Origin of the sequence: Burkholderia sp. MSHR3999, assembly GCF_000833595.1 — a bacterium.
GTDB classification, from domain to species: Bacteria; Pseudomonadota; Gammaproteobacteria; order Burkholderiales; family Burkholderiaceae; genus Burkholderia; species Burkholderia ubonensis.
In genome coordinates this window covers 202,002-228,514 of the sequence record NZ_JRFO01000006.1, presented here as the reverse complement: position 1 = coordinate 228,514, position 26,513 = coordinate 202,002, and the positions used below count along the sequence as shown (strand labels likewise).

The window sequence follows — 26,513 nt, the reverse complement described above, 5'->3', positions numbered from 1 at the left end:
GAGGGCGACTGTGCGGGCGCAACTTTGCGTGCAAGCTGCCGACGTGAGGCGGGGGCGGCGCGATCACGGTATCGGGAGGAAGGGGTGGGAAAGGCAAATGAAAAGGGGCCGTTCAAAGGGCTCAAGGCCCGTACGGATGCGTTTGCCCATGCATCGGATCTCGAGCCAGCAGCGGCGGATGAGCCTCTGATCAGGAGCACGTCGCTGGTGCCGGCCCAGTTTGTATGGAAACCGCCCCAGTTGATTCTGTTCTGGGTCGACCAGGTGGTCCGCGATATCGAACGTAGTCGGAAGTCGCCGTCGTTTGATGGGGCTAAATTCACGCTGGACCGCCATTCCGATGAAATCCCGTGGACCAAGGAGATTTCGGAGCCGGTATTTGCAAAAAACAAAAAAGCAGCGTCGAATTATCAGGCACTGCGTCAATTCAATAACCTGCTTGCGATCCCGTATTACAGGAATAGCCAGTATTGCACCAATATTGAGGCGGCTCGCGAGGCACTCCAGCTTGTCTGCCCCAGTGATTTTCCGGACTTGCTCTTTGATGGAAGCTTTGGGAAGACGGATGAGGGAACGGCAAAAATCCTCGCGAAGCAATTCAGGGCGCCGGCGGAACGCTTCAACTCGATTCTGGACAAAATTGCGGAAATTGTCACCGCGAGTGATTATCGGTCAAAGGTTGCTCGTGAAAATGCAACACTGCAGAATCGGGTCAACAGTGTTAACGCCTTGATCGACGGGTTGCTTTCTCACCACAAGAGTCAGGCGGTTGTTGCTGTCAGGCTCTCGATTCCGCAAAAGAACGCGGCGGACCATGTCGACGAAGAAATAAAGAAGGCATTCTCGCGCCTGATTACTGATCGACGTAACGATGCGCTTCTGAAGGGAGCGACTGGGTACTTCTGGGTGATGCAGGAGAGTTACAGCGCAACGTTCCGGCAGAACTTGCCTGATGTGGATTTGAATGACCCGCGAAGCTACATTACGGTGCATTACGAACTGGTGATGTTTTTTGATGTCAGTCGTTGCGCGGAGGTGGTTGGAATTGCCCGCCATATCGGGGCCTTATGGAAATATTTTGCTGGGGAAGGGGCAACTTACCGGCGACTCAGTGGAATGACTTTCCGGGCGTACCGGAAAGCCGTGAAAGAGTGGGAGGTGGAAAAGAACGGCCTACTTTCATCAGCGTATGAGTTTGTGGGCTTGGTGCAGGAGCACAGTCGTGAAGCGCAGAATCTCCGGGCGGCGGCTTTGACGATGGTGTACTCGGCAACCCTTCGTAGACGGCTGGGGGTGTCGCCGATCTTGCACAAGAATAAAACGAGGCGCTTCGGCAAAAGTGATCTGCTAACCGGGTGCGGTATTGGTAAAGCGGGCAGCAGGAACAAGCTGGATCACTCAAGCGTAAGGCATGAGAGGAAGAAGCGTCCGAAATACGTGGCCCCCTGAATATTTGCGGCAGGTTAATACCTGCCGCTTTATGTCTGTTTGGCGAGCGAGTGGATGGTGATTGAAGGTGGCATTGTGGTGCGAGTAAATTCAAACTGCGTGCGTATGTATGTATATGAGAAGAATAAGTGAATCATCGTCTTCTATTGGGGGTTGTTGATTAAATCCTCGATAATCACGAATACATTGGGTGTCTGCTACTTTTGCTTCCTATGGAATGCAATGCGAAGCATTAGGTAAGAGGTATTAGGTGGGGTATTGAATGCCATGTATTGATATTTTAATATCATTGAGAAGTATGAATTGAGGCATCAAGCAGGCGAAGTATCAACTACATGAATGCCTAAATAGGAAGAATGGGAGTATCCCCTTCTCTACGAGTACACAGGAACAGTTCCTCTGCTTATCGCAGCAGTCACTTAGACGATGGTCTACATCGTCGATGACTTCGTGAATCGATCAATCAACGACAAAAAAAGAAGGTCTCAAGTTCATTGACGGCTGAGCATCGCTGGCAGGCAATTCAGAAATCGAAGAACGAGAGACCAAACGTCAATCACCGTCGCTCTACTGGCGACGACACATCATTACGCAATCATGAATCAGAACAATGAAGGCCGGGAAGCGCTGGAGGTAATCGCTCACCTCAACGAACGTACGTGCCTTGAACAAACCGATATCGATGGCCAGAGAACGACGATTATCCATAAGGGCTACACTTCGCAACACCTCTTTAAGATCGAGAAGTTCGTCGTCGATATCGAGAAGCGACGGGAGGGTGGTTTTGTCGAAGAGGCGACTGGCCATCGCAGGGCGGTGAAGATTCGCGAACTGTACCTCGGCAGGCGCTACTACGGCCTATTGAATGACTGGCTCGAACGGTATTCAGATCTTTACCGGTACTCATCTCGCGTCGAGGTGTTTTACGCGGTCTGCAAGGAGCTTGGTTTTATCGGCGAGTACCCGTTCTGGTTCGAGGAGCCTAGTGAAGTCGTGAGTGCGGATGGCATGCGGTTCATGGACTTGTTCAACATGCTGATCGAGCACATTCGCATGCGATGCCAATCACGCGAGTTCACGGAGCGTGAACGCCTGAGGTTGTTGAATGCGGAGAAGAACAAGCAGAACGTGCTGGCGTTGGAGGAGGCGATGTTCTCTGACGAGACAGGAAGATCTCGTTGGCTGGTGCTCTCCCTCACGTTGCGCTACAAGCCGGAATTCCGTGACGAGGTTATGCCGGAGACGATCCAGCAGCATCGTGATCGCTTCTTTGCAGCGAGGCGTTTCAACAAGCTGATTTCCGGTATCAAGAACTTCGTGTGGGCGATTGAACAGGGCGAAAAGTCGGGGCTGCACCTGCACGTGATCCTGTTCTACTCGGCAGAGCACAACCACGACGAGCATATTGCCAAGCAGATCGGTGAGTACTGGGTCAATGTGGTCACGGAAGGCCGGGGCGATTACTGGAACAGCAACGATCGGCGGAAGAAGAAAGACTATGAGACGCGCGGTCACGGTATCGGCGTGGGCCAGATCGATCGGCGCGACGACGAGAAGCGAGCAGCACTGCGCAAGAATCTCGTGTATTTGGCTAAGTCCGAGCAGTACCTGATGCTCAAGAGCGCGGATCGTATTCGTACGTTCGACATGGGCCAAATACCGACGAAGGGGAAGGCAGGGCGTCCTCGTGCTCACGCCGAGGCGAACAACGCGACTAGCGATCCGATCGATGTCGAGTCCGATTCGGTCGTGTCGTCGCTTGATGAGCCCCGGGGCGATTAAATCGAGCCATAACGGGTCCGATGGTCTCGCAACTACTTCGGGTGGGCATCGATCGCGGTGCTCACCGGGACGCTGCTATGGGCTTTCCGGACACGCAATCTAAATGGCAGACCAGGCGCGCTTTCACATCGACCAGAATCGGCAGTTCGTCTCTCTCGGGCAGAACCGCGAGCAGGGCTTGGAGGCGGTCGGCAGCACGAGGTACTGCCAGTCCTACGCATTCGCCCGTTGCCAGTCGTGCTGCCTGCGCCAGCAACTCATGCCAATCGGTAGCACTACAACACCTCGCTAGATTCGGCAGATCGATGCTTTACTCTCGGTCCCGATAACGTCGAGGTGATCCTGAGCTATTGGGACTCGGAGATTCCGCTGACCATTCGTCGCGCGATCGAGCAGACGAATATACGATGTCGAACCGATGTTATGCCAAATAGCACGAACATCGCGGGTCGCCCAAGAATCCGAACCCGGTAATGCACAAAAGCGGATGTCGAGACTATTTTGTTTGGCGAGTTCTTCAAGGCGCGTGTGTTCCACTTTGTTTACCACAATCAACTCGCTCGGTGCCGAGCGGATTCCGATGACCGTCATTGTGAAGTCGAGCAACGCGGGACGAACGACGATGGCGACCGCAGCCGTGATGACAGTTGCCAGGAACGCGCGATGCAAAGGGGGCGGAGTTCGGCCGGCAGGCCAAGTTGTGCAAAGAATGAACAGCAGGAAGAAGCCGAGAATTGGAAAGAAACCGAAGGTGCGAGCGGCGCTGAAATCCGGTAGGTTCTTGCCATGGGTTGCGTAGATCAACAGCAAAAATATGGCCAGTAGCAAGGCGGACATGAACGCTGTCCATTTCCCTTGTAGGCTCGGAATGATTTCAATCCTCTGGGTCGGTTGACGATTTCGATGCTCGACCAGCCAGAGTAAGCATTGCAGTGGGAACACGGCCGCAAACATGCCGTACGCCAAACCGAGCGTCATGACGATCCCAAACCCGAGCGTGATGATCACGATCGAAAAAACGTCACCCAGAGATAGGCCGGACGGTGTGATGGTCTCAGCTGCGCAGTATAGAAACGAGATAAGCACGCCGATAACGATCACTGCGGCTTGTATGAGGCCGGCAATCAGCTTGAGCGATTCGAGATATTCCTTGGAAGGGAGTTTCAACATAAACGTCCTGGGATGGCAGTGGGAATACGCCGCAGACGCTAGAACATTGCCAGGACCGTTACGCGCCGTGTAACAACGTACTGAGCCGCAGTCGATAGCTTTAAGGAAATACTTCGACAACTCTAGCGACGGCAAGACGGTCTGTATCAAGCTGACTACGAGGCATGTCCACGCGAGATTGGGGAGGACCGACGTGTGGAGAGGAGCGTGATGTTGCTCTGCAGTCGACGGAATTTGAGTGCTCTTCGTTCATGGAGACTTTAGCCGCCACCGGGTTATCAGTGATGCTCGGTTAGTCGCGTGGGCAATGGTCGAAAATCCGGCAGTTGCCGCGAGGGCGAATGAGAACAAAAGCGCTTTCTTCATCGGGATCTCCAAACCATATCTACAGAGGCGAACGGTTTCGCCTCTTCACCCGTGAAAACGTCGGGACGTCTCTCGCGTTGACAATGCGGTCAGTTCCAGATTCGGAATTGACTATTTTTGATGGTTGTAAAGTAATCGTTCGATTTTGGCCGCACCCGCAATTCGCACAGCCAAGGGAACGAATAGGAGGACCGGCGGCTGAAGAGCCGCAGATCGACACATCCTATAGTCCTTCAGCTGTTTTCCTCAAGGTGTGTCATGTCGAGTTCTCAGCAACAACCACTTTCTCTTCTCAACAACAACTTGGCGATCGCGATCGCCAATCTCCGCGCGGGTGTGCAGGCCGCCGCGAGCAAAGCGGCGAGCGCGCAGGAAACTGCAGATGCCGCGATTCCAAAATCACAGGCAGGCACAGCTCCCGGCGACGTAGTCGTGCTCGACGAGAACGGCCGGTTGCCTGCGGTCGATGGCAATCAGCTTACCAATTTAGCGGCGCCGCACGGAATCCTGCCGGTGCTGACGATTGAGCTAGGCCACTCCGCACAAGCGAATGGTGGCCGCGGCACTGATATGGGGAACTGGTATCAGCTTGATTTTCGCGCCGGAGTCGGCGCGAGCAACGGCTTTCAGTACACCGCCAATGCCGACGGCACGATCACCGTCCCGTCTGGCGTCTACCTCGTAACTGGTGGCGCCAAGATCCTCGCGCCGGCAACGGACACGTATCAGTTGCCGGCGCAGATGGCTTTCGCAGTCGGACAGGCCTACGCGTATCCCGGCGTCTACCAATACGCTGTACAGCAGTATCCGGACGCGCCGGTAGGCGGCGCATCGATTTCCGGCGTACTCGGTTCCTTACGCATGAGCGGGGTGCAGAGTTGGGGCAGCAGCAGCCCGCTTTGGATGGGCTTCGCGAAAGTGCTGGGTTCGCAGAATCAGACGCCGCTCGCATTGCAGGGCTACATGTCGATCGTCAAGATCGGGTGACCGGTCAGGTGCGTTCCGGCCACCACGGCTGCGGCGCCTCACGAATCAGGTAGTCATCAAGGTTCTTGCCTTCTAGCCACTTCGGTCGAGCGCCTTTGCCAGACCAGGAGTTTCCGGAGTTCGGATCGTAGTACTTCGCTGGAGCCTTCTGTCGTTTGGCTTTGAGGAAGCCCGCCGCGCGTAGTAGCTCGATCTCGGTGATGCCATACTCTTTCACGTGTTCGGTGATCTCGGCAAGTATGGCTTGCTTTTCGCGCTGCTTGGCTTCTTCGACGAGCAGATTGAGATGGCCGAGCTGCTGTTGCAGTTCACGAATATTGGTGTCGGTCATTTCGTAGAATTGGATGTCCGATGAGTTGGCGATATCAAAGAATCCGCAAGTGCCGAATCTTTCCGGTCTGCGGGGACCGCTTCAGGATCAGTTCGGTGATGTCCTCTGGCAAGAGCGCGGCGTACATTGGCTGGTACTCCCTCAACGAGCTGCGATGGGACGCGAACGATGTATTCGCCCGGATCGTTCGTCAGGCTGTGCTCGTAGGCGACGCGGTAGTCCACGATTGTAATGACGTGCGAATGGTTCCCATGCAGCCATTATAGTTGTGCGTGAGATCGGGGCCGGCGCGCGGCGGAATACACCATCGCATCTGCGCGACTGTGAACGGCGGCTCGCGAAGCCAAGGCGGTCCGAGCCTACTAGCCAGTTTGGCTTATCTAACGTATCCTAGCCGAACCGAATTTTGACGACTAAATTAAGGCTTACGGGGAGAGTATAAATGGACTGGCAGGCCATTGGGAAATGGGTTGGTGTTGTCATTGCCGCAGCAGTCGCTGCCGGTCTTGTCGTCAAGCTTACGATTTCTCTTCGCCGCTCATCGAAATCGTCTGTTCGCGTTGTTTCGCAGAAGAACAACAGAGCTGGCGGCGACATAATTGCTGGCAATAGCGTAAAAAAGAACGCGAAGTAAGCCGATGTTCACCTCGCAGTCAGGCAACACTGCCGGAGGCGACATCGTTGGAGGCAGCCAGACAAAGACGGTGAACAACGTCTTTGTTGCTCAGTCGCCGTTGGCCAAACTCTATGAGAAGTTCCGCGCTGCTAACGCGGAGCAACCCTACGCAGCACAAATATCTGAGCAATTGCAACACTATTGCTCTGTCGACACGGATGGCGATGTCCGAGGGCTTGAGGATAAATTGAAGGCGGCAAATCGCCAAGATCTGCTTCGTGCAGCATCGGTTCTCAAGGAGTCTGCCACTAAAGTCATCATGAAATGGCAGACATCAGGGGTCGCGCAGGATATTCTCACTTTTATTCTGGGGCAGCTCTACTCTGCATTCCTGTTAAACGTCACGCCGGCTATAGAGGAAGGGAGATCCAGAGTTGAGGTCGATGAACTGATTAACGAAAAAGTTATCAAGCCGGCGGCGGATATGTTGGGTGATAATGACCTTATGCTAACGCCGGCAGATATTCTGGGTCTCTTGTTCTTTTTGGGCGGAAATTGTCATGTGAGGTGGGATAAATGCTAGTCTACCACCCAGCTTACGATGCGTATCACTGCGTCTTTCGCTCCATGCTCATAACTGAGTATGTAAAGGTTGTTGAGGTTGCAAAACTGAGGATTCTTGATTTCTTTTTGTGCTTCCCTGCGGAGATTCAACGGGTAAGACTGCCGAGGGAGCATAGGGAGGCAAAAAAGATTGCTCAGGGTGTTTCAAATCAATACCACGGTCCGGTCAGCATGCACCAAGCTTTCCGAGATATGGAGCATATTCAACTCGCAGCCTTCCGTACGCTAGCTGCGTCACGCCTTGTCGCGTCTGATGAATATGAAACGGGTTTGGTTCGACGGACAGATGTCGTTGTTCCGGAAGAATTGCGGATATCGCTTATGAAGGCCTCCGACACGGATCGCATCGTTGTTGAGTATATTGTCAAAAAATTGGCTTCCATCCCGCTGCTCGGGAATGATGGGCTTAAGCATCGCACAGGACTGATGGAGCATCGCTATGACGTTGCTTAAGCCAATTATCGCACTTCGTCGCCTTTGTATCTATAAAGACAATCGAGTTGTCTTTGATGCGGCTTTTCATAATGGCGTGAACATTATTCGAGGGCATAATAGTTCGGGTAAGACGACCATTCTCGATTTCATTGCATATACGCTAGGTGCTGAATATGTTCCGTGGAAGCAGGAGGCGCTTCTTTGTGATTGGTCAATTGCAGAGGTGTCGCTTAATGGTAGGGCGATAACATTGCGTAGGGCGGTTAATGATAAGCCCCTGAATCCAATGTACATATATTGGGGACCCTTCGAGGAGGCGAATGCCGCGCCTGCAACCTCGTGGGAGCTCTTCGGTTTCAGACGCAGTGCGTCGAAGCTGAGCTTCACGCAGGCGTTATTGTTGGCAATGGATCTGCCGGAAGCGCAAGGCGATGGCGCATCAAATCTGACAATGCATCAGCTATTGCGCGTTCTATATGCCGATCAGCCATCGCTGCATAGCCCGATTTTCCGCAGTGATGCATTTGATAGTGCTCTCAATCGAGAGACGATTGGTGCTTATTTAAGCGGTGTCTATGATGATGGTTTATATGTTGCTCAGTTGGAAAAGCGTGGATTGGAAAAGGAAGGTCAACAGCTCGACGCTGAACTGAAGAGTATCTTCACTGTCCTGGCGAAATCTGAGCAGAACGCAAACTTCGAATTCTTAGGGCAGGAAATAACGAATCTGGAAAGGGTGCGCGATAAAGCTGTTGAGGATTTGAAACAGCTCCGTACGGAGCGTACGGTCACAGCCGATTTGAAGAAGGCGACGGGTGAAGAAAATCTACGCTCTCAATTGGATTCTGCCAAGAAAGCGCTGAGCGATGCACAAGACCGAATTTCACGAGGTGAGTTGGACGTTGCCGACTCCAGAAAATTTGTTGAAGAGCTAGAACTGCGCCTTCGAAATCTCGATGAGTCGAGTACCACCCGGAACTACTTCGGAAAGCTGGCGTTTGCATTCTGCCCATGTTGCCTCTCGGAGTTGAAGACTCCAGCGAAGGAAAGCAGTGAGTGTGCCCTGTGCAAGAGTGAATTGAATGCTCCTGCGGCAGATGCCCAGGTTCTACGGATGCGGAACGAGCTGCGTATTCAACTGAACGAGTCTGTCGGTCTGATTGCCGAGAGAGAAGCTGAGCTTCGGCGGGAGCATAGTCTCGTTCCGGCTCTTCGGCAGGAGTTGAAGGCGCTCGAAAGACGGTATGCCGAATCGGCCCAAGTTTGGTCGTCTGACCTCGAGTCCGCTATAGAGCTCGCAGCCAGACGGATCGGTGCCTTGGAACAGGAAATCAAGGGGCTGTATGAGAACCAGCGTCTTGCGGAAACTATTCGGCAGCTACAGGTCCGTCGAGAGTCTATCGGCATCCGCCTGTCCGAACTCGATTCCAAAATTGAGTCGCTGATCTTTACACAGGAAGTGCGAAAGCAACGGGTGCAGCACGAGGTAGCGGCTACTCTCGGACGCTTACTTCGCGAAGACCTGAACAGGCAAGCTGAGTTCGCTCGTGCCGAAAATATCCAGTTTAGCTTCACCGATAACGTCGTTTCAGTCGAGGGATCGACACAGTTTTCGGAAAGCTCCACAGTCGTGCTGCGACACCTCTTCCATTTGGCTCTCTTGAGCGCGTCTACGAGAATGCCCGAAATGCGATTCCCGCGATTTCTGATTCTTGACGGTATCGAGGATGGAGGGATGGAGCTAGAACGGTCATACCGGCTTCAGGAAATAATAGTCAACGAATGCAATCGGTTTGAGTGCGATTATCAAGTAATTTTTGCTACTTCACAGATTTCGCCCGCGCTTGAAAATGATGCGTACGTCGTCGCAAGACAGTTCTCGGAGAACAGTCGCTCACTCGCTATTTTGTAAAAATGGCAGGAAGGCGAGCGTTGTTTAAAGGGTGAAATTATGGCGATTTAAGTGAGAGTCCGTGATTTTCCATTTTGGCGATCAAAAAAAGAGTACGGCGACCGATAAAGCCAGAGACAGGGCGAGTCATATGACTCGCCCTGTCTATATGCCTAAAGTTGAATCGTGCGAGGCTCTCATGTATCGGGCTCAGCCCCGCCTATTGGGCCATATTGAAGCCCGACTGTCGAACAGCGGCGAGCAACGCTGACGCGGGCACCGCGTTGAATGCGATCTCAGCCAGCAACTGCGTGCGCTCGGTGAGGGTGCGGGTGATTAGCTTGGTGCGTAGCGCGTCCGGCTGTGCAAAACCATGCTGCGTGGCGAGCGCGAGCAACGCGTCGATCAGCTCGAGCGCGCGTTCGCGTCCCCATGATGGCGTCTCGCTCGCGCAGGCGATTTCGCCCGCTAGTAAGAGCAGCGTTGCAGTGGCGACGTGGAGCGGTTTATCGGAAGGCGGGCCGCTTTGTTGTGAATCCATTGCGTCAGGCATGGTCGGTGTAGATGTTTCTGAATATCTTCAGCGAAAGCCAGCCGCCGCAGGGCGGGCAGCATGCGTCATGGTCGGGCGCCGACGGGTCACCGCCCGGCTTGCCATCCGTTTCCCGTCCGCACCATGTCCAGTGTCTGCGTGAATTCCACGTCGACGTCTTTCCCTAGATCTGCACACTGTCCCGCGGATAGATCCCGTCGGGACATGCGTGCCGGGTGCGGCTCGGGAAGAAACTGGCAGAAATGATGAAATTCACTTGGTATTGAAAAAATGCGACATAAATGAGGGGCGCAGGCGTTACGCCCGTTCTCCTCGTTTATATCGCGCTATGGCTTACATCGGTGCGATGTTGTACTTGGCCATGATTTTCTCGATCTCGCTGTTGCGGTCGCTGGACATGTTCCAAAAGCACTCGGTTTCCGAACATTCGCTCTTGACCTCAGCAGCCCACTTTTTGTGGGCTTTTAAGATGTTCTCCTTTTCCGAATCGGGGACACGGCTAGATGCCAGCAGGCGCTCGGTGTTGCCTTTCACGCGCAACATACTGCCTCGCAATCCGTATTCAAGGCACTGGTTTCGTTCATACTGGCTGCGCTTCATGTTGCAGATATCGCTGGCGCGAAACTGAGCTTGGGCTTGGGTGGCGAACATCGTGAATGCGACGGTGGCGATAGCGACGAGGAATTTACGCATGATGTTGTTTTCGTGAGAAGTGACGACAGATAGCCCGCTGTCTCAATCCAGTCGCTTGTCGCGAACGCCATACTTCGACGTTTTCTGGTACGTGAACTCCTTGAATCTCTGGATGTGGTTGATGAGGCAGGCGTTTTCCGGATAGCCCAGGCTGTCCTTCCGGCAGTCATGATTGGCGGCCGGAGCGATCTCCTGGCGCTTGGCTTCCACCTGCGCTTTCACGACGGCAGGAACCTTCTTTGATTCTTCAACTGCGATGACGTATTCGTCAGCTTGCTGGTACTCGTCGGTGATCACATTCGACCAGCAGTTGTTCTGCTGTTGCTTGGTCGGCATGGTGTCGCAGGTCGAGACGGCGTATGCGCTGGAAGTCGAGAGAGCGAGGGCGATGGCGAGAATATTCAATTTGTGCTTCATGTTGGCCTGTTCCTTTTAAGTAACGCTTGCTTGGGTGAATCCAGCAGTGCGTGCTGCCGGGCCTTGCGAATAAAAAAGCCGACCGGCGAACCGGTCAGCAAAAGGTCCTGGCGATCCGAGGGCCATCGTGCCTTGCCAGAACCGGGCACAACATCGTCTGTCGAGTTTCTTGGTGAGCTGAAATGTAGTGTTTACTCGACAAAAAAGGGCGCAACAAGACCAGCCGTGGTCGGGTATGGCCGGTCTGCTCTCCATATCGGGGACCGTTAGGCCGAGCTGGATTGTAGAGTATATACGACTATAATTGAAGAGTTTGCAGCGTCGTTAATCAGTCGACGGGCGGGCATGCTGCACGCCATGACTACCAGGCGCTCTACTACCCCTGCTGCACGACCAGCCCCGATCTCGATTGCGCTCGGCAAGCGGATCAAGGAGTGCCGTCATGCAGCCGAAAAATCTCAGGAAACGCTCGCGTTCGAGGCGCACGTCGACCGGACGTACATCTCATCGATCGAACGCGGCATTGCCAATCCATCCATCGAGACGCTGGCGAACATCTGCTATTCGCTGAACGTGACGTTGGCCGAATTGTTTGCGCCGCTGGACGGCGTATCGCTGAAGCCGACCGGCGAGCGTCGTGCGAACGCGGCGACGCCGCCCGAGATCAAGCGTCAGCGGTTGCGGTGATTGAGACGGGGAGCCTTTCCGGGCTCTGTCGGGATCGCATTTCGATGCGTCATGCGCAGATCATAGGTCGCTTGCCGGCCACGAAGCGTCGTTTGCCTTCGCCGTTGCGCAGACACTTGAACGTCAGCTCGGCAATCAACTACCGGCCATTGTTTATTGCAATCCTTTCAAGAAATCTCATTAACTTCATCAACATCTACGTGCTTGATGGTTGTGAGGTTGTCGGGATCAAGAACGAGGTAATCAGATTGCTCATAATCGAGCAGCGGACGTCCTAGAAGATTTACTGACTTTGCTTCTCGGTTCGGCCAAAAAACTGCGTATGGTCGTGTGGTTGAATATTTGTAGACTTTGACTATCTGGGGTGCGCCACCGATCGCATCAAACGAACGATTGCGAAGCATGTCCCTCAGTACCTCGAACGGCTCCATATCGAAGCCCCCGGACGTCAGAATATTTCGCTCGATTTGGATCTTTGCAAGCCTTTCCATGAACTCACTGCGATAGTCTCCCGCAAACGCAAGCACCTTCCCACCCCAGTCTGCGTGGGGTGTGCTCGGCCTAAAATCGAATCTCTTTTTTGTCGCATCAAAATGAAGTTTCCAGATCTTGAACTGACTTGCTTTCCAAGACCATCCGCCGAACAGGAAATCTGCATCAGGCTCCGATGCAACCCCTTTCGGTAGGTCGTGAACAAGGCTTACCATGCTATTCAATATTCTCAATAAATGGCCTTTCAGCTCGTCCAAATTCATGCCTCGGCTCATTAACTTCTGGTGCTGGGACACTGCCGATACTGCTTGAATCATTACGGGATACGCGTACATTGTATTTCCAGCAAAGCTCATGACTGCATCGCCACGCGGTAACGCCATAATTTTCGGGCTGCAGTCCCACCTACATCCGAACGACAGCCTGCTATCGCTTGCGAACACAAGCTCCTCGCTGTCATTTACCTTTCTGACCCAGGCGATGGAAATGGTCATTTTCTTCTTTTCCTTGTCTTTCGTCATATTGAAGGCCGCGTGAGCGGCGGGAAGTGGTCCCGGTAAACGGTAATCGCTGTAGCTTGTGGGCTTTTGTTAGTCTTCGAATAATGCGCGATGACCAGCTTGCCGAACGATCTGCATGTACTTCACGAACTCTACGTGAAATCGTGGCATTTGTATTGCCCACCCCTCCGATAGTGCTGCCAATTCTCTCTTGTAGAATCGATGCCGGTCTGCCGATCAACTGTCCTGACACGCAGTAGCCTTGTATTGCCGCTAACGTGCTCGCGGCTCGATATCTCGTCAGGTGTGGTGTTCGGATTGGGATGACCGCTGTACGCTCTATGACGGCCGCAATGCCGACGCAAACACGCAAGGCCGAATTGGGTCGACCGGAGTCGACCACATCGGACAGAGGTCGGACAAGTTGGACCGGTCGACAGCGACGCCCGGATCGTAGACAATTGCCAGTCCATGATCACGTTTGACTGTGCTCGAGAGACGAAGACCCACTCCATCGATGACTCAAGACAAACAGCAGGTAAGGGCTGACAGCAAGAGTGATCCGTTTAGGCAAATGCCTCTTCCGCAGCATTGCTTCTCGGCGTTTGTCGCCACTGCGGTGACATTAATTTTTGCCATTGGTGCACACGATGGCTACCGACTAGCACAAGCATTTTCAAGAGAGTCGGTGATCGTGAACGGCAGAGTAATTCGATTCCAACAGGGGCAAAACGGCAACCTCAGCCCCGTTGTCGCGTATTCGTTTTTGGGCCGAAGCTACGAGCATTTCGTTCCATCGAAGGACGGCCGATACAATATCGACGCTCTTCGAGCCGAAAGTTTTCACGTCCGAATTCTCAAATCAGATCCACACGTCGCCTTGGTGAGTAATTGGGAGCAGCCTCCCGTTTTTTGGCCGTGGGCGGCTCTCGCAGGTATGGTGGGACTTGTTTCGAGTTGCCTCCTCATCAGCCTGGTCAAGCGAGTCGCCCAGCAACTCTTATAGGACATCCACAGCTTTAGCGCGCGGGCAGTCGCCATTCCTCTTTTGAGCGCTGTCTGCTCTTGAGAAGTACCTCCGTCCCCTGTGGGTCGATTTCAGGAATTCGACCGTCTGTCAGATCAGCATTCACCGGAGGGTAGGCGTTTTGCCGTCGTTGAACGATGAACGCCGCGCGAACGCGGCGACGCCACCTGAGATCAAGCGTCAGCGACCGCGCTGATAGCAGGAGGATTGCCGGCGCGGATGGATAAGGCTCCCACGAGACTGACGGCCCGTGTAGCTGACGGCGCCCGATAGCGGATCAGATTGCTGCCGTGCATGTCAAGACGGGCATTGAACGCTGCCAGCCCCGGCGCATCGCCTGCCGGATCGAGCAGCAAAAGCGCATGTGGTTCGAAGGCTAGCCCGTTCTGACGCCCCTCAAACCCGACGACCAGCGCGGCATGTCGATTCATGGGATGCCTCTGGCGCCAGCCGAGAATGACAGGGCTCCCGGCTTGTAGCTCGCATTCGACAAAGCGCAGCAATTCGATGCCGGTTGCAGTACAGGTCGCCGGACGCACCCCAAGATTCAGGTCGTCGACGAAGCTCGCCAGTTCCGCGAGCGTCAGCCCGGTCAGGTAATGCGGCCAGGCGTCATCCCACAGCATCTGTTCGGGACCGTTACCGTGATACGGCAGATAGACCGGATCGGTCAGCTTGCCGAGCAGCGCGAGCGCCATCGCCACGCAGTGAAGCGTACCGGCACCGTCCCAGTGTCCCTGACGGCTGAAGAAAGGGTGGCGCGATTTTGCAAGTGCGGGCTGCTGGCCGAGCAGGATGCCGGAATGAAATTTCTGGATCAGCATGTCAGTAATCGCCCGGTAACAGGAACGTGGTCGAGGAGCGGTCCCACTCGGTGATGACCCAGACGGTTTGCCCGCCGGGAAGAACGTAGCAGGACAGCAGGCGCAGGCCGACGTCGATCGACAGCTCGTTCTGCTGGCGATCGGTTTCGGACAGGTCGCCCCAATCGCCCCGGACGTGACGGATCAGCAGGTCGATGATCGAGATGCGCGCGTCTGCCATGACTTCCAAGGCAGCGGGTGTTGCGAAGATCCGGCCGAGCTTGAAGCGCGGGCCGACGTGATGGGTCGAGGGTAAATTCATGATGGGCTCGGAGAAAAGGTGAGCAAAGGCGTCCGGCGGCACCGATTACGCGCTCGCGAGAGTGGAAGAGAATCGGCGGGAATCACCGCCTTGTTGCGCGTCGCCGCGTTCGGCCTGCTTGTTACGTGGGCGCGTTTGCGTTGTCGGGCAGCAGTCATAGACCGGCCAGCCGTAGCGGCGGGCGATGGCACACGCATAGCGCAGCGCGCGCCGATGCGTTGGCAGATCGGCGCAGCAGATGACGCCACCGGCGACGAAATGCAGGTAGACGCTGAAGAACGACGGATTGTCGTCCTCCACTTCGCAGCACGTCCTTGCCGGATTGGCGGTGTCGGGAAACTGCCGGACGCCGTGAATCTCGACGGCATCGAACCGACCAGGTGCGTCCCGGATCAATCTGTTGGCGTAGCGGACAGCTGGGAACGGCTTTGCGGCGGCGCGAACGCGTACAGCTACTCGCCGCTTGAGCATGGCAATAACGGGGGGCATGACAGGGATCTCCAGGCGAGCGAGCGCGAGCCTCCGACAGAAGCGGATGCAAGATCTCGAAATCAGGGGAATGCCAGACGCAGGACGCGCCCGACGATGATGGGAATTACCGCGCCTCTGACGCGAGCGCGTTCGGATAGTGCTTCGCCAAGATCTTGTTCATCTGGTCGACAAGATCGGGACGCTTGAAGCTCAAATGACCGTTACCATTCTTGAACCAGCGCAGGTGAAAGTAGTCATGCTCGGCTTCGCTGCGGCGGGTTTGCCGGGTGTCAGAGACGAGGGAGTACGCACCGTTACGATGATCCGGCTCGGGCTTGCCGTCGAGAATGCAGAACACGCGGATCAGATCGTCTAGCTCATTGGTGACACGGAAATTCGGGGAGCCGGAACTGAGCAGGTATCGCACGATGATCCGCTTGCCGAACTTGAAAGGCAGATTCGTTTTGTAATCCCATGACAGCCGCTTGAAGCACTGGAGCACGCCGCGTTCGAACATGTCGCTGCGTGCGCCGTACAGTTGCGCGAAGGTCGCTTCGATGTTGGCAGCCGTCAGTTCGGGCACGTCGCCTTCGGCAATCTGGCTACTCCACTGTTCACGGGCGTTGGCGTCCATGAAGGTACGCAGGCCCGATTCCGACAGCAAGTAGTCCCAGCCGCGTATGTCGACGATGCGGACCATCGCGGCTTCGGCTTCGTCGCGCTTGGCATACTCGCCGGTAATGGTCGGCCGGCCCCGACAGCCGTAGCTTTCATCGAGTACGAGCCGGGGGAACCCGAGATGCGCCGCCTTGGCGAGCGCCTGGGCTTCGCCGAGCAGATCGAGCGCGGCGCGCACGCGTTCGACGACGGCGACGCGCTGATTGGCGAGGTTCACAATGCTGATGCTGGGTACGAGTTCGGTGGTATCCATGTGGCATGGTGGAAATGAAGGTGGATGGAGACGAACAGACAAACAGCCGGGCGCGAGGCCCGGCTGTTTATGCCGTCACGCCGTGATTGATGAGCTGACGACGTAGCTCGGCTGCACGAGCCTGGGAGCAGCCCAAATGACGTCGGATGTCGGCGACGGTGGGACGGACGAGACCGGCCGCCACATCCCGAACCAGTTGCGACAGGTGGTCGTCAATGGGAGTAACGGTCGGTACCGGCGCGATCGGGTCGTCGCGCGGCGCGTGACCGTCTGTCGTACGGTCGTGACTCGGCGTCACGGGATTGCGACTAACGGTCTCGTCGCCGTGACTCGCCGTGACTGGCGTGACTACCGGTTCAGTCATGCCGGCCACATCCGCGACTGCCGCGACGACTGGCTCAGTCACGGCACGCGTCACCATGACTGCTGGCGACACATCGCCCGTCACGACCGGTAACGGCTTGGGTAACGGTGATCGAAGGGCTATGCTCCACAACAGGCAGGCGACCCCCTCCAGGACGGCGGCGAATGCGAGGCCCGTCAGCAGATCGACCCGAGCGGTCGTGGTGCGGAGTAACGCGGCGAGTCGCGACGTGACGGGATCGACGAGTAACGCGTCCTGCCGTGCCGTGACTCGATCCGTCGCGGCCTGCTGGCGCCGCACGTCATCGGCTTCGGCGTTCAGCGCATCGAGCCTGGCCGCGAGCGTCGCCCGACGGGACTCCAGCGTGACGCAGTTCCCGAGGCAGTAACGGGCGTTGGCGGAGGCCAATTGCGCCGTGACGACCGCGCGTTCGGTCATGACGGTTGTAAGACTGCGAGCGGATGACGGAACCGCAACCGCCTGTACCGTCGACGCCCGTTGTTCCCCGGCATGCTGTTGGGCGAACGCGAAGAAGACTGCGTGGCCGTAACACGCTGTCAGCAGACACGCCCCCCATAAAACGCTACCCACGCTGCGAATGGCGATTGGCATCTCGCGGATCAGGGCGGGTAACAGGTGCGCGCTCGTGACGAGCACCACGCCGATCGCGATCCAGATGAACCGTTCCGGCAACGTGCCGCCGCGCTGCCAGCCCGCCAGAACGGACAGGTTGAGTGCGGTGGTCGTCGCCAGCGTTGCCAGTGCGAACGTCCAGTGACGGATGCTCATGCTGCTTTGCCGCCGAGCAGGACGGCTTTGCGTTCGAGCTTCTGGCGAAGCGTGGCAGGTGTATCGGTAGGATCACCCTCGCCAGTGTCCGATTGCGGCGCATCCTGCGGATAAAACTCTTCGACGACAGCGGCGCGCTCATCCGGACTATCCTCGAATGCACCGTTGGCGAAGCCGAGCCGAGCGGCGGCATCGAGCGCGGCTTGATCGAATCCGGCTTCCCGGCGGCGCTTATCCAGTTCCTTCGCCTCGATCAACGCTTGTTCGAGCTTGCTTCCCGCACGGACGCCCAGGTCGACGTAATAGATGGCCGACCGATAGCTCTGCGTGGTCGACTTGCCGCACAACTTCAATTCCAGCGGCAGACAGGCCAGCAGGTTGCCGGACACCGCGCGGAAGTAGTGAAGGCGCGCGGCGAGCGTCCGGATACTGTTGTACGACGTGGTGCGGAAGATGAACGAACCCATCTCGTCGTCGTCACCGACAATTGCGTTCAATCGCCCGTAGGGCTTGCAATTGCCTTGGCGGCCGAACGTACAACCATCCGGCGACGGGCAGGGCATGGCTTCGATGCCGGTATCGGTCACACGCCGACATGTTTCACCATTGCCAATACAGACGGGCCGACCGGTGTCGCGATCGAACAGCGAGTACTCGGCCCGCAGGTTGAGGTCCGGATCGTTGAACAGCACGCGAACGGGAATAGTTCGCAGCTTGCCGGCTGTCGCTTTGCGCAGCGTTTCGTTCAGTGGGTGCAGCATCCACTCGCCACGCTGCTGTACCTGGGTAGTGAGGGTGAACTGGTCGTCTTTTTCCGGGATGCGTTTGCCGTTCTTCTCGACGATACGCCCGATGGAGATGCGCCCGACAACAGGTGGAGTGATGGCAAGACCTTTGAGCATGATGGTCCTATGAATAGAAAGTGGAAGGGGAACGACGAGCACCGAACCGCGCTGACTACCGCGCGAAGTGTGCTTCGAGCTTCGTGTGGATTTCCTGAGCGACGCCGTGCCAGGCGCGAGCGCTGATGAGCGGATGAACGCCGAACTGCTCTTGCAGCTTTTCGAGGGGTACGTTCGCAACGCGCTCGGCGTGCTTGCTGAGCGCGTCCATCACGAACGCTTGGGCGAGTGCGCCGTACCGCGAGAAGGTCATGATGTCCGTTAGACATTCGAGGTTCGTCATGGTCGGTCGGATCAGGTGGAAACGAGGAAGCGCCGGGAACCCGGCTTCGAGATGGCGTACTGCTGTTCGAACGAGGGGTGATCGGCCAACAGACGATCGAGATCAATCGACGACGAATCCTTGCTGCGCTTGAACGACACGGAGCCGGTTTCGAATACAGCCCGGATTGCGTCACCCATCGCTTGCTGGATCGTCTGCTTGAACTGCGCTTCGAGCTGTTGGCGCGTTTCGATCTCAGCCCGCACCGCGACTAGATCAGCGAACGCGGACGACAGACGATGATCGTCGCTGAAGTCGATCGTTTCTCCATTGCCCGGATACAGGTGGCGCAACGCGCGATCGGCCGACTCCGATCCATCGGCGGGTGGTGGCGTATCGGATTCCACGAAGCGCCAGAAGCGCGCTTCGAGTTCGATGAGCCGCCCGATCAGGGCGTCGTCTCGGTCGATGCGATGCACTTCCAGTGCCTGACCGCACAACAACACCGCGACGTGCGCTGCCGTCTTGCCTGTCACGGCAAGCTGATGCTGGACTTGGAGTTGCACGTACTCGGGCACACCATCTCGCCAGAGCCGCGCGCCGAATTCGCCGGCGGTCTTGCATTCCAGAATCTGCACGTCGCGCACGCCGACGATCTCACGATCGATGTTGGCGAGCATCCAGGGGATAGACGGGTGCCGCAGCACCGCATTAACCTTGCGGACCTTGTTGCCGGTCTGCTGGGTGTAGACAGCCGCGACGATGGGTTCAAGCAGCACGCCAAAAAATGTCGGCGATGTTGTGTCGTTCGGATCTGGCCGGGGCATGTCTTCCGCGCGTCCGGTCTTGTCGAGCCACAATTCCAGCGCACTCATGTACGGGTTCAGGCCGACCGCAGCAGCGGCATCAGACCCGCCAATGCCGGTACGGCGCACAGCCAGCCAGTCATCGCGTGATAGATCAGCAGTTTTGACGAGCTTCAGCGCAGGCTTTCGCGTGCGCGGCGGCTCAGGGTGAGGCGTGTTCATGGGACCTCCAAAACGAAGAAGCCCGGCAGACGAATCTGACCGGGCCGAAGGTGAGTAAAGATGGGGAGTGGTGCTACGCCGACTTGATGCGCCGGAATGCGTCCTGCAGCGCGTCGCCGGCGAAGGTCACGAGCTTGCCATTTCCGAGGTGGACAGTCGTACCCTGGGGTTCGATTTGCGGGACCGTGACGTAACGGCCGCCGAACCGTAACCCGGCCCCGCGTGGGATCTGAATTCGCATGTCGACGGCCAGCGGCGGTGCGAGCTTCGTCATGCGACAAGCTTCATCGCCTCGTCCCATGCCCGTTGCTTGAGCGTCGCACCCGCACCGAACCAGGCCGCATCGAGGCGGTGATCATCGGTCCGGGCGCGGCGATGGTGATCCACGAACTCGGTCACTGCGTTGAGCAAACCCCAGGCCGTGCCCGACGCCGACGACAGATCCGCACCCTTGCCACGCCCGGCGTAGAGCTGACCGACTGCCTTGATCGCGCGCTCGTTGACGGCGACGGTCTCGCGGTCCGGCAGGCTGGCCGTCGAGTACGTCAGCACGCGCCGCAGGAACGCTTCGGCCGTGGAGTCTGTGATCTTGCGTTCGGCGAGCGCCTTGGTCCGCACCATGAACGCATCCCACGACGACACGGCGATACCCAGCTGGCGCTTCACGGCGGCTGCGTCGAACTGTGATCGATGCGGGACTTTCACAACGCCCGTGCTGTCGCCCAGCGCGATTTGCAGGGTGTTGTTGCAGACCACACGGACGGACGTGAATTGTGCGGTGGTAGCGAGCGTGCCGTCGCAGGCGGTCGCCAACAACAGATAGCCGCCGATCTTGTCCTTGCCCTTGAGCAGGCCAGAATGGCCGGTCTTGGCGAGTGCCCAGAGCTTGCGGCCTTCCTTCAACACGCCAGCCGTTTCGAGTTCGAACCCGCCGATCTCAGTCAGATCACGATAAAACTCCAAAATCTCCGTAGGCTGCACGACTGCATAGCGCGATGAGACAACGGACAGAGGCGCTTTGGTATCGGAGCGGTACAGCACCTTCTGTTCGGGAAACGCGTGGATCGAACCAAGATTCCGATTGCCGGCAGCGACGAATCGCACTTCGGCTTCTTCGATGCTCCAGTCCATGCCGGCGGCGCGCTTCCAGTCTTCGATCGATTGATTGGGGGTAAGACGGTTGCCGAGACCGTGCCACGGCTCCTGGCCGACATAGGCCATGGTTTGAACGAGATGCATGGGAAATCCTTGTAGAAAATAGACGAGGGCATACAGCCCGGCCGAAGCCGGGCGGGACGAGGGGAAAAACAATGGAAGGAACGACGCGAGGCAGGTCAGTCGGGAAGGACGGTGAAGGTGCGTCCGCACGCGAGGCATCGCCAGTTGTTCAGAACCTTCAGGTCCAGCGCTTCGCCCAGCGCCGCGCCAGTGGTGCAGCCGGCCGCGCCAGCCAGGAGCCCGGCGAGGACGGCGCCAGCGATACCACCGCATACAGCGCCAATGGGACCGCCAAGCGCGCCGATGACCGCGCCGGTCTCCGCGCCGGACAGCGAGGCGGCGACCGCGCTCGTCGCGCCTGCCGCGGCGCCTACGGCGCTGCAGATTCGCCGCGCGATATAGCGTTGCTCGGTGCGGAATGATTCGCACGACGGGCACGGATAGGCCACGTCACCGATACCGGGACGGTAGCGCGTTGATTCGCTGGCATCTGGCTGTTCCGTCTGGCGTGGCTCGTGGTGGCCGCGCTGCCACGCGTCGTCTTCGTCCTCGTCGCCGTACTGAAAGAACGGAGGGTGATCAGGCATGAACGGGGGCCTCGCGTTCAAGGGCGCGGGCGTCGTGCCGGACCTTGCTCACATACTTGCAGTGGCACGCGGCGAGCAACGCGCCGCTGAGAAAGGTGAGCGCGAAGGCGGCGAGATAGTCGAGAGGAGAAGGGGGTAGCATCGGTTGAACTCCAGGGAGGGATGACGATGCCAGCGGGCAACCGGACTGGCAGAGCCGCAGGAGGGGCCTGGGCTCGCAGTAGTCATATGTGCTTGAAATTTTTTTGAATACATCGGGCGAGGCGAACAACGCCACCCATCTGTGGCGCTGGGCGCGTTCGCCCGACGGGCACTCAGAACCTGGGAGCAAATTGCTGGGGCTCAGCGGTGTGCTTCGGTAAAAACGACGGATCTGTTTGAATATCCGGCAGTTCTTTCCTATGTTGAATGAATATCAGTGGTTTGCCGGCGTGCTGTGCCCGCCCCGGTGAGCCCGCGTGCCGGCGACACCTGCAGGGGCAGGTGCGGTACGCGTTGCGGAGCCGCCGGCCGGCATGCGCCGGGGTAGTCCGCCTGCGCCCGGACGGGCGCCGCGACTGGCGACAGTCTGTGGTCCGGAATCACCTTGTGTCCCGGAGCTAGAAAATGAATAAGATGCCGCTACCCGTCGTAGGACTGTGTGCCGCGCTGATGCTGCTGGGCGGCTGTAGTTTGCCTTCCTCTACCGGCGTTCATGATCGCGGCGCGTCGGCGTCGATTCCCGGCGAGATACCGTTGACAGGCAACCTTGGCACCTTGGTCATCGCGGATGCCGAAGCACCCGCCAAGTCGGTCGTCGTGACGAGTCCCGCCCCTGTCGCCGTGCCAGGAAACAGTTTCCCAGTTGCTATGCCGGCTGCGGCTCCTGCGCCTGCGCCTGCGCCTGCGCATGTCGTGCACGGCCCAGTTAGCCCGGGCGGACTCGCAGGAGTGTTGGCAGGAGGTGCGATGTCGTCCGCCGACGCGGCGTACGTGGTGCAAAAAGTCTATTTCGGCACCGATCGGTTAGTCACCGGTCCGGCCTCCGCGCCCGTTTTCAGCACCACACGGGCGGATCACCTGACCTACGGCGAGGTCCACGTCAGCATTCCGCGGAATCACAAACAGGGCGAACTGGAATCGCCCTCGGTCTGGCTGCTGCAGTTTCAGGCAGACCCGGGAAAGCACATCACTCTCCTTCGCACCGCAACGCTCGCTGGCGACGCGTTCTGGTCGGCTTTGCGGCAAAACCTGCACGCGTCCCCCAGACGAAGCGTACTGGTGTTCGTGCACGGCTTTAACGTCAGTTTTGACGATGCCGCCCGCCGGACTGCACAGATGGCATTTGACCTGCAATTTCGTGGGGCGACGATATTTTTCAGCTGGCCGTCCAGAGGGAAGCTGAGCCAACTCGCTTACTCGGCGGACGAGCAGGCGATCATCGACGCTCAGCCGCACCTCGAGCAGTTCCTGCGGGAGGTTCTCGCACAGTCCGGTGCTGATAGTGTTTACCTGATTGCGCACAGCATGGGCAACCGGGGCTTGACGCGTGCGCTTGCGTCGTTGGCCGTGTCCGATCCCCATAGTGTCGGGCTAATCAAGGAAGTGATTCTCGCCGCGCCGGACATCGGGGCGACCGAGTTCACCGAACAGGTTGCGCCGGGATTGCTCAAGCTCGGTGCGCCCGTCACGTTGTATGCGTCCTCCCATGACAAGGCGCTGGTGGCTTCGAACACCTGGCACAACGGTGCACGGCTGGGTGAATCCGCACACCTTGTCGTACTCAAGGGCATGGAAACCATCGACGCATCTGCGGCGCAGTCCGACCTATTGGGTCACTCGTATTACGGGCAGCGCACGGTGCTGGACGACCTGTTTTACCTCGTTGACAAAGACATGCGTGCCCCCGAGCGGTGTTGTCTTCACGAGATGCCGTCCGGTAGTCAGTCGTATTGGGTCTTCATGAAGTGAAAGCGATTGCCGCAGACCAATGCGAGCGGACGCGTGCGGTGTCAGTGGACCTTTCAAGCGGCTATTGACAGCCGTACGCTTCAGATCGGTTGTCATGTCGCGCTCACGGGGCGTTCAAGACGCGACGTGCTTGGTACCCGGCTTACGGAGTTTCGCTGCGCCGGGCTTCACGTCCGTTCCGGCGAATGAAGCAATCGGATCATCCTCAGTAGCGGGGAGAGTATGTCGTGCGCTCGTGTGGGGCAGCTGTTTTCGTGCTTGCTCGGGAATACCGATGGCATGCGCGGATTTTGGCGCCGCTCGGCGATGGGCGTCTGCTTCCCGTCGCATTTCTGCCGCACCTAGCCATTGCTCGCGGTATTCGCCGTGGGCGACATTGCTGCATGCGAGTAGCACCCAAATGCTGCAAATCATGGGGAATCGGTAAGTGGAGGTAACGTTACGCATCGAATGGTTGAGTGCTTCCTGGTAATCGGACGTGGGATGGACAAACACGGGAGCTACGCCGTCTGTGGTTCTATTCGCTCGCGGCATTGATCAGGAAAGCCGTTCGCTCATGCTCGGCAATCCATGCGGGCGGGCGTCCACGCCCGCTCCATGTTTCCCCCGTCGCCGGATTTCGGTATTTCGCCAGTGGTCTGATTCGGGGCCGAGGCCTTTCGGCTCCGAAGATCTCTCGGGAGGCAATATCGAACTCGGCAACCAAGTGCTTGATCTCCATGAGGACGCCCGCTCGCTCGTGAGATTTCGCCGTGGCGATCTGGGCATTGAGTGCGTCGCGTTGCCGAAGCAGTTCTTCGTAGGTTGGCATGAGTTTGAGTTGTTGAGCGTGAAAAACCGGTGAATGACATCGCTCGTCGCGTACGAAGTCAAGCACCCGTGTATGCGGAGCAACAACGGCTTACGTGCGCTTGATTGAGGTACGCCTCGATTCGTAATTGTTTTGTAATTCGCGGTGATGGTCGATGAGCATGGATTTTCGCTTGCCGCTGCTACATCGAGTGGATGTATTTGACATTTCTTTCGTCTCGAAAATATTGCTGCTGGGGTTTCTGTAAAAAGGCCGCCGAGGGGCGGGTGGATAGGGCATCGGCTTGTAAGACACGGAAATTTGGTGTTCGGCGTTCGTTGGCCCGCTTTTCGGATAATTTAAAATATTTTAAAAATATCTGTTTTGCATGGGGATAAATGTTTTAATTCTGTGGTTTGTCAAAATGGGGATTTGTGATTTGATGGCGGGGATATTGATTTAGTTTTGTTTGGATTTTGAAAGGCATGTCGACTCAGGCGATTTTGAGGCCTGACACTTGTTGACCATCTTCCAGTCTCGCTTGTGCGACTATCGCGCCAAAACGCAGAGTGAGACCAGATTATGCGCCGCGTCACGCGCGAGATTGAGAAACGCCTCGTTCAATGTAACGCGGCCAAGCAAGCGATTAATTTCGAGAGTAGTTCGCTGAACAGCGAAGGGCATGGGATGTGGGTGAAGGCGACCGATTGGGTGATGGCTGCTGTGATGTACCTGAGCCCTGCGGTGTTTCTCGCGGATGAAGTTGCGCATGCTCCGCCGATCGTCGATCCGCACGCTCCGGTCCAGTTTCAGCCCGCCGTCACGCAGAGTTCGACGGACGCACCGTGTCAGCATCCCCGCGCCGAACGCACAGTGGCCGTCAGTTAAGCATGCTGAGATGGGTGACGCCATGGGAGCGAACCTCGCGGCGATTACACGTGCTCTGCAGCGGGTCGAATGGCGCGCTAGTTAGGGCGCGAGCGTTGTCGTTGCTGTCCATCGGTGGACATGTTTTCGCTGCGGGTCATTTCCATCGGTGCGATTCCCTTGCGCAGCTGATGCGTCACTAGTGTTCGCCGTTTCCGACGACGGCAGCGACCGAATTAGTCAGTCTATCTAAAAAAATGCGGGAACAAATTTGATGATCTTTGAAAATCTCGAATCAGTGGGCTGACAAATTCCGAGGCGGATAATTTGTTACGGCGGCACCCCATACGTTTTGCACCTATCGCCGCAAACGACGCGGTGTTTGGATTCCGTCGCTTGATGTGCATGCTCTAGGAGAAATACGGTGCGTTCAAGTATCGCCGGTGCCTCTTTCCCATTCGGACCTTGGAATCCATTAGGGAGGATTGCGTTGTGAATGCTTCGAAAGCTTGTTGTCGTCAGCGATGGCGATATCGATACTCTGCATACAGTGTTTGTCGTCTTGTACGGCACTTTTCACTATGTATTCTGCTGCTTGGCGGTGTTGGCCAATCGCTAACTCATGCAGGAGAGCTTCCGGACAAGGTCATACAGGTGCGCGGTCGAGATTCGATTGTTGAGGAGCTGAACATGGGCCCTGAGCAGACGGAATTCTGGCTCAAGTTGCGTTCGTTGATCGATCACCCGGAATGGATTGAGGATTTTTCGCGAATTGTGAAACTCTTCGGGCTGACAATTACCGAGCCGATGGACGCCATTACGATAGATACGCCCGGAATCAAGTCGCGACACGATGCGAGAGACTTACGTTACTTCAGCATTAAGACTCTTTCATACAGGATAGCTCCAGACGACTACGAAAAAAATCTCCGTGTATTGCGTCTTCAGATGCAATTGAATCTAGATCAGATTTGCATAACGGATCAGGCCGTTCGGCGGATTTACGGCCACGGATACACCCAGGTTCCGAGTCACGGGGAGGTTATGCCGGGCTTACAGGCAGATCCTACTGGTGTTCTCTATTTTGGCGCCTACGGAGGCGAGCAGAACAAACCCGGGCGAGCACCTTGGTCGATCGTATATCTGGCCAGTGGATGTGCAATGACGGTCACGCTACAACGATTATTGCATAACTAAAATTCTCAGGAT

General features: G+C 56.9%; 31 protein-coding genes. 12 read left to right on the top strand and 19 right to left on the bottom strand.

Annotated features, from left to right (window positions below; all coding sequences use genetic code 11):
• Positions 1 to 84: 84 nt before the first annotated feature.
• Together KY49_RS18295 and KY49_RS18290 are read left to right on the top strand one after the other, a co-directional pair.
• Entirely contained in the window at positions 85 to 1,449 is a 1,365-nt protein-coding gene (locus KY49_RS18295; RefSeq protein ID WP_042586041.1) for a hypothetical protein, read from the top strand.
• Between the two features lie 597 nt (positions 1,450 to 2,046).
• Positions 2,047 to 3,231, top strand: coding sequence for an inovirus-type Gp2 protein (locus KY49_RS18290; RefSeq protein ID WP_042586040.1), 1,185 nt, complete (start codon positions 2,047 to 2,049; stop codon positions 3,229 to 3,231).
• 288 nt (positions 3,232 to 3,519) lie between these two features.
• Here KY49_RS18290 and KY49_RS18280 read toward each other — a convergent pair whose 3' ends face one another.
• The gene (locus tag KY49_RS18280; RefSeq protein WP_042586038.1) at positions 3,520 to 4,401 is read right to left on the bottom strand and encodes a hypothetical protein; all 882 of its coding nucleotides are present in this window, start codon (positions 4,399 to 4,401) and stop codon (positions 3,520 to 3,522) included.
• Between the two features lie 624 nt (positions 4,402 to 5,025).
• On the opposite strand from KY49_RS18280, the gene KY49_RS18275 reads away from it, so the two are divergent.
• The gene (locus KY49_RS18275; protein ID WP_042586037.1) at positions 5,026 to 5,754 is read left to right on the top strand and encodes a hypothetical protein; all 729 of its coding nucleotides are present in this window, start codon (positions 5,026 to 5,028) and stop codon (positions 5,752 to 5,754) included.
• Between the two features lie 4 nt (positions 5,755 to 5,758).
• Here the strand turns inward: KY49_RS18275 and KY49_RS18270 are convergent, their stop codons facing one another.
• A complete protein-coding gene (locus KY49_RS18270) occupies positions 5,759 to 6,085 on the bottom strand; it encodes an H-NS histone family protein (RefSeq protein WP_042586036.1) in 327 nt (108 codons plus the stop codon).
• A 442-nt stretch (positions 6,086 to 6,527) separates the two neighbouring features.
• Between KY49_RS18270 and KY49_RS37490 the strand changes: the two genes are divergently transcribed.
• The 4 genes from KY49_RS37490 to KY49_RS34815 are packed head-to-tail and all read left to right on the top strand — an operon-like array spanning position 6,528 to position 9,672.
• Positions 6,528 to 6,719, top strand: a complete 192-nt coding sequence (locus KY49_RS37490; RefSeq protein WP_156162574.1) for a hypothetical protein — start codon at positions 6,528 to 6,530, stop codon at positions 6,717 to 6,719.
• Between the two features lie 4 nt (positions 6,720 to 6,723).
• On the top strand, positions 6,724 to 7,284 hold the full coding sequence (locus KY49_RS18260) for an ABC-three component system protein (RefSeq protein ID WP_042586035.1): 561 nt from the start codon (positions 6,724 to 6,726) through the stop codon (positions 7,282 to 7,284).
• The gene (locus KY49_RS37485; protein WP_042586034.1) at positions 7,278 to 7,778 is read left to right on the top strand and encodes an ABC-three component system middle component 5; all 501 of its coding nucleotides are present in this window, start codon (positions 7,278 to 7,280) and stop codon (positions 7,776 to 7,778) included. Before KY49_RS18260 ends, KY49_RS37485 begins: the two co-directional genes overlap by 7 nt.
• Entirely contained in the window at positions 7,765 to 9,672 is a 1,908-nt protein-coding gene (locus KY49_RS34815; RefSeq protein WP_042586033.1) for an ATP-binding protein, read from the top strand. Before KY49_RS37485 ends, KY49_RS34815 begins: the two co-directional genes overlap by 14 nt.
• A gap of 199 nt (positions 9,673 to 9,871) precedes the next feature.
• On the opposite strand, the gene KY49_RS18245 is transcribed toward KY49_RS34815, so the two are convergent.
• From KY49_RS18245 to KY49_RS18235, 3 genes are all read right to left on the bottom strand, one after another.
• Entirely contained in the window at positions 9,872 to 10,192 is a 321-nt protein-coding gene (locus KY49_RS18245) for a hypothetical protein (protein WP_071766772.1), read from the bottom strand.
• Positions 10,193 to 10,537: 345 nt separating this feature from the next.
• A complete protein-coding gene (locus KY49_RS18240) occupies positions 10,538 to 10,897 on the bottom strand; it encodes a hypothetical protein (protein WP_042586031.1) in 360 nt (119 codons plus the stop codon).
• A gap of 42 nt (positions 10,898 to 10,939) precedes the next feature.
• Positions 10,940 to 11,314, bottom strand: a complete 375-nt coding sequence (locus KY49_RS18235; protein WP_156162573.1) for a hypothetical protein — start codon at positions 11,312 to 11,314, stop codon at positions 10,940 to 10,942.
• A 345-nt stretch (positions 11,315 to 11,659) separates the two neighbouring features.
• Here KY49_RS18235 and KY49_RS18230 point away from each other — a divergent pair, with 345 nt between their 5' ends.
• On the top strand, positions 11,660 to 12,001 hold the full coding sequence (locus KY49_RS18230) for a helix-turn-helix domain-containing protein (RefSeq protein WP_042586029.1): 342 nt from the start codon (positions 11,660 to 11,662) through the stop codon (positions 11,999 to 12,001).
• A 167-nt stretch (positions 12,002 to 12,168) separates the two neighbouring features.
• On the opposite strand, the gene KY49_RS37480 is transcribed toward KY49_RS18230, so the two are convergent.
• Positions 12,169 to 13,014: a hypothetical protein gene (locus KY49_RS37480; protein WP_156162572.1), complete on the bottom strand. Its 846-nt coding sequence runs from the start codon at positions 13,012 to 13,014 to the stop codon at positions 12,169 to 12,171.
• A 496-nt stretch (positions 13,015 to 13,510) separates the two neighbouring features.
• On the opposite strand from KY49_RS37480, the gene KY49_RS37475 reads away from it, so the two are divergent.
• A complete protein-coding gene (locus KY49_RS37475) occupies positions 13,511 to 13,999 on the top strand; it encodes a hypothetical protein (protein WP_156162571.1) in 489 nt (162 codons plus the stop codon).
• Between the two features lie 194 nt (positions 14,000 to 14,193).
• On the opposite strand, the gene KY49_RS18220 is transcribed toward KY49_RS37475, so the two are convergent.
• The 12 genes from KY49_RS18220 to KY49_RS38200 form a co-directional block, all read right to left on the bottom strand.
• On the bottom strand, positions 14,194 to 14,844 hold the full coding sequence (locus KY49_RS18220; RefSeq protein WP_042586027.1) for a hypothetical protein: 651 nt from the start codon (positions 14,842 to 14,844) through the stop codon (positions 14,194 to 14,196).
• 1 nt (position 14,845) lies between these two features.
• Positions 14,846 to 15,145: a hypothetical protein gene (locus KY49_RS18215; RefSeq protein WP_042586851.1), complete on the bottom strand. Its 300-nt coding sequence runs from the start codon at positions 15,143 to 15,145 to the stop codon at positions 14,846 to 14,848.
• A gap of 45 nt (positions 15,146 to 15,190) precedes the next feature.
• Positions 15,191 to 15,634, bottom strand: coding sequence for a hypothetical protein (locus KY49_RS37470; RefSeq protein WP_156162570.1), 444 nt, complete (start codon positions 15,632 to 15,634; stop codon positions 15,191 to 15,193).
• A gap of 106 nt (positions 15,635 to 15,740) precedes the next feature.
• Entirely contained in the window at positions 15,741 to 16,547 is an 807-nt protein-coding gene (locus KY49_RS18205) for a DUF4942 domain-containing protein (RefSeq protein ID WP_042586026.1), read from the bottom strand.
• A gap of 67 nt (positions 16,548 to 16,614) precedes the next feature.
• Positions 16,615 to 17,700 (bottom strand): hypothetical protein, encoded by a 1,086-nt coding sequence (locus tag KY49_RS18200; RefSeq protein WP_042586025.1) that lies wholly within the window; start codon positions 17,698 to 17,700, stop codon positions 16,615 to 16,617.
• Complete coding sequence (locus KY49_RS18195) at positions 17,697 to 18,602, bottom strand: recombination directionality factor (protein WP_042586024.1); 906 nt, start codon at positions 18,600 to 18,602, stop codon at positions 17,697 to 17,699. Before KY49_RS18195 ends, KY49_RS18200 begins: the two co-directional genes overlap by 4 nt.
• A 55-nt stretch (positions 18,603 to 18,657) precedes the next feature.
• Complete coding sequence (locus KY49_RS18190) at positions 18,658 to 18,885, bottom strand: hypothetical protein (protein ID WP_042586023.1); 228 nt, start codon at positions 18,883 to 18,885, stop codon at positions 18,658 to 18,660.
• Between the two features lie 11 nt (positions 18,886 to 18,896).
• Positions 18,897 to 19,892: a YqaJ viral recombinase family nuclease gene (locus KY49_RS18185; protein WP_042586022.1), complete on the bottom strand. Its 996-nt coding sequence runs from the start codon at positions 19,890 to 19,892 to the stop codon at positions 18,897 to 18,899.
• A gap of 73 nt (positions 19,893 to 19,965) precedes the next feature.
• On the bottom strand, positions 19,966 to 20,166 hold the full coding sequence (locus KY49_RS18180) for a hypothetical protein (protein WP_042586021.1): 201 nt from the start codon (positions 20,164 to 20,166) through the stop codon (positions 19,966 to 19,968).
• A complete protein-coding gene (locus KY49_RS18175) occupies positions 20,163 to 21,131 on the bottom strand; it encodes a DUF932 domain-containing protein (RefSeq protein WP_042586020.1) in 969 nt (322 codons plus the stop codon). Before KY49_RS18175 ends, KY49_RS18180 begins: the two co-directional genes overlap by 4 nt.
• A 95-nt stretch (positions 21,132 to 21,226) precedes the next feature.
• Positions 21,227 to 21,697 (bottom strand): hypothetical protein, encoded by a 471-nt coding sequence (locus tag KY49_RS18170; protein ID WP_082062417.1) that lies wholly within the window; start codon positions 21,695 to 21,697, stop codon positions 21,227 to 21,229.
• The gene (locus KY49_RS38200) at positions 21,690 to 21,839 is read right to left on the bottom strand and encodes a hypothetical protein (RefSeq protein ID WP_177309687.1); all 150 of its coding nucleotides are present in this window, start codon (positions 21,837 to 21,839) and stop codon (positions 21,690 to 21,692) included. The genes KY49_RS18170 and KY49_RS38200 overlap by 8 nt, the downstream gene beginning before the upstream one ends.
• A gap of 464 nt (positions 21,840 to 22,303) precedes the next feature.
• Between KY49_RS38200 and KY49_RS18165 the strand changes: the two genes are divergently transcribed.
• Positions 22,304 to 23,647, top strand: a complete 1,344-nt coding sequence (locus tag KY49_RS18165; protein WP_231636454.1) for an alpha/beta hydrolase — start codon at positions 22,304 to 22,306, stop codon at positions 23,645 to 23,647.
• A 517-nt stretch (positions 23,648 to 24,164) separates the two neighbouring features.
• On the opposite strand, the gene KY49_RS35850 is transcribed toward KY49_RS18165, so the two are convergent.
• A complete protein-coding gene (locus KY49_RS35850) occupies positions 24,165 to 24,458 on the bottom strand; it encodes an H-NS histone family protein (protein ID WP_082062415.1) in 294 nt (97 codons plus the stop codon).
• Between the two features lie 561 nt (positions 24,459 to 25,019).
• Here KY49_RS35850 and KY49_RS18160 point away from each other — a divergent pair.
• Positions 25,020 to 25,325, top strand: coding sequence for a hypothetical protein (locus KY49_RS18160; RefSeq protein WP_042586019.1), 306 nt, complete (start codon positions 25,020 to 25,022; stop codon positions 25,323 to 25,325).
• Positions 25,326 to 25,994: 669 nt separating this feature from the next.
• Positions 25,995 to 26,501, top strand: coding sequence for a hypothetical protein (locus KY49_RS18155; protein ID WP_042586018.1), 507 nt, complete (start codon positions 25,995 to 25,997; stop codon positions 26,499 to 26,501).
• Positions 26,502 to 26,513 lie beyond the last annotated feature (12 nt).

Coding starts and splice junctions, on each gene's coding strand:
- KY49_RS18290 (WP_042586040.1), top strand. CDS start 2,047: ATGAATCAGAACAATGAAGGCCGGGAAGCGCTGGAGGTAATCGCTCAC.
- KY49_RS18280 (WP_042586038.1), bottom strand. CDS start 4,401: ATGTTGAAACTCCCTTCCAAGGAATATCTCGAATCGCTCAAGCTGATT.
- KY49_RS18275 (WP_042586037.1), top strand. CDS start 5,026: ATGTCGAGTTCTCAGCAACAACCACTTTCTCTTCTCAACAACAACTTG.
- KY49_RS18270 (WP_042586036.1), bottom strand. CDS start 6,085: ATGACCGACACCAATATTCGTGAACTGCAACAGCAGCTCGGCCATCTC.
- KY49_RS37490 (WP_156162574.1), top strand. CDS start 6,528: ATGGACTGGCAGGCCATTGGGAAATGGGTTGGTGTTGTCATTGCCGCA.
- KY49_RS18260 (WP_042586035.1), top strand. CDS start 6,724: ATGTTCACCTCGCAGTCAGGCAACACTGCCGGAGGCGACATCGTTGGA.
- KY49_RS37485 (WP_042586034.1), top strand. CDS start 7,278: ATGCTAGTCTACCACCCAGCTTACGATGCGTATCACTGCGTCTTTCGC.
- KY49_RS34815 (WP_042586033.1), top strand. CDS start 7,765: ATGACGTTGCTTAAGCCAATTATCGCACTTCGTCGCCTTTGTATCTAT.
- KY49_RS18245 (WP_071766772.1), bottom strand. CDS start 10,192: ATGGATTCACAACAAAGCGGCCCGCCTTCCGATAAACCGCTCCACGTC.
- KY49_RS18240 (WP_042586031.1), bottom strand. CDS start 10,897: ATGCGTAAATTCCTCGTCGCTATCGCCACCGTCGCATTCACGATGTTC.
- KY49_RS18235 (WP_156162573.1), bottom strand. CDS start 11,314: ATGAAGCACAAATTGAATATTCTCGCCATCGCCCTCGCTCTCTCGACT.
- KY49_RS18230 (WP_042586029.1), top strand. CDS start 11,660: ATGCTGCACGCCATGACTACCAGGCGCTCTACTACCCCTGCTGCACGA.
- KY49_RS37480 (WP_156162572.1), bottom strand. CDS start 13,014: ATGACGAAAGACAAGGAAAAGAAGAAAATGACCATTTCCATCGCCTGG.
- KY49_RS37475 (WP_156162571.1), top strand. CDS start 13,511: ATGACTCAAGACAAACAGCAGGTAAGGGCTGACAGCAAGAGTGATCCG.
- KY49_RS18220 (WP_042586027.1), bottom strand. CDS start 14,844: ATGCTGATCCAGAAATTTCATTCCGGCATCCTGCTCGGCCAGCAGCCC.
- KY49_RS18215 (WP_042586851.1), bottom strand. CDS start 15,145: ATGAATTTACCCTCGACCCATCACGTCGGCCCGCGCTTCAAGCTCGGC.
- KY49_RS37470 (WP_156162570.1), bottom strand. CDS start 15,634: ATGCCCCCCGTTATTGCCATGCTCAAGCGGCGAGTAGCTGTACGCGTT.
- KY49_RS18205 (WP_042586026.1), bottom strand. CDS start 16,547: ATGGATACCACCGAACTCGTACCCAGCATCAGCATTGTGAACCTCGCC.
- KY49_RS18200 (WP_042586025.1), bottom strand. CDS start 17,700: ATGAGCATCCGTCACTGGACGTTCGCACTGGCAACGCTGGCGACGACC.
- KY49_RS18195 (WP_042586024.1), bottom strand. CDS start 18,602: ATGCTCAAAGGTCTTGCCATCACTCCACCTGTTGTCGGGCGCATCTCC.
- KY49_RS18190 (WP_042586023.1), bottom strand. CDS start 18,885: ATGACGAACCTCGAATGTCTAACGGACATCATGACCTTCTCGCGGTAC.
- KY49_RS18185 (WP_042586022.1), bottom strand. CDS start 19,892: ATGAACACGCCTCACCCTGAGCCGCCGCGCACGCGAAAGCCTGCGCTG.
- KY49_RS18180 (WP_042586021.1), bottom strand. CDS start 20,166: ATGACGAAGCTCGCACCGCCGCTGGCCGTCGACATGCGAATTCAGATC.
- KY49_RS18175 (WP_042586020.1), bottom strand. CDS start 21,131: ATGCATCTCGTTCAAACCATGGCCTATGTCGGCCAGGAGCCGTGGCAC.
- KY49_RS18170 (WP_082062417.1), bottom strand. CDS start 21,697: ATGCCTGATCACCCTCCGTTCTTTCAGTACGGCGACGAGGACGAAGAC.
- KY49_RS38200 (WP_177309687.1), bottom strand. CDS start 21,839: ATGCTACCCCCTTCTCCTCTCGACTATCTCGCCGCCTTCGCGCTCACC.
- KY49_RS18165 (WP_231636454.1), top strand. CDS start 22,304: ATGAATAAGATGCCGCTACCCGTCGTAGGACTGTGTGCCGCGCTGATG.
- KY49_RS35850 (WP_082062415.1), bottom strand. CDS start 24,458: ATGCCAACCTACGAAGAACTGCTTCGGCAACGCGACGCACTCAATGCC.
- KY49_RS18160 (WP_042586019.1), top strand. CDS start 25,020: ATGCGCCGCGTCACGCGCGAGATTGAGAAACGCCTCGTTCAATGTAAC.
- KY49_RS18155 (WP_042586018.1), top strand. CDS start 25,995: ATGGGCCCTGAGCAGACGGAATTCTGGCTCAAGTTGCGTTCGTTGATC.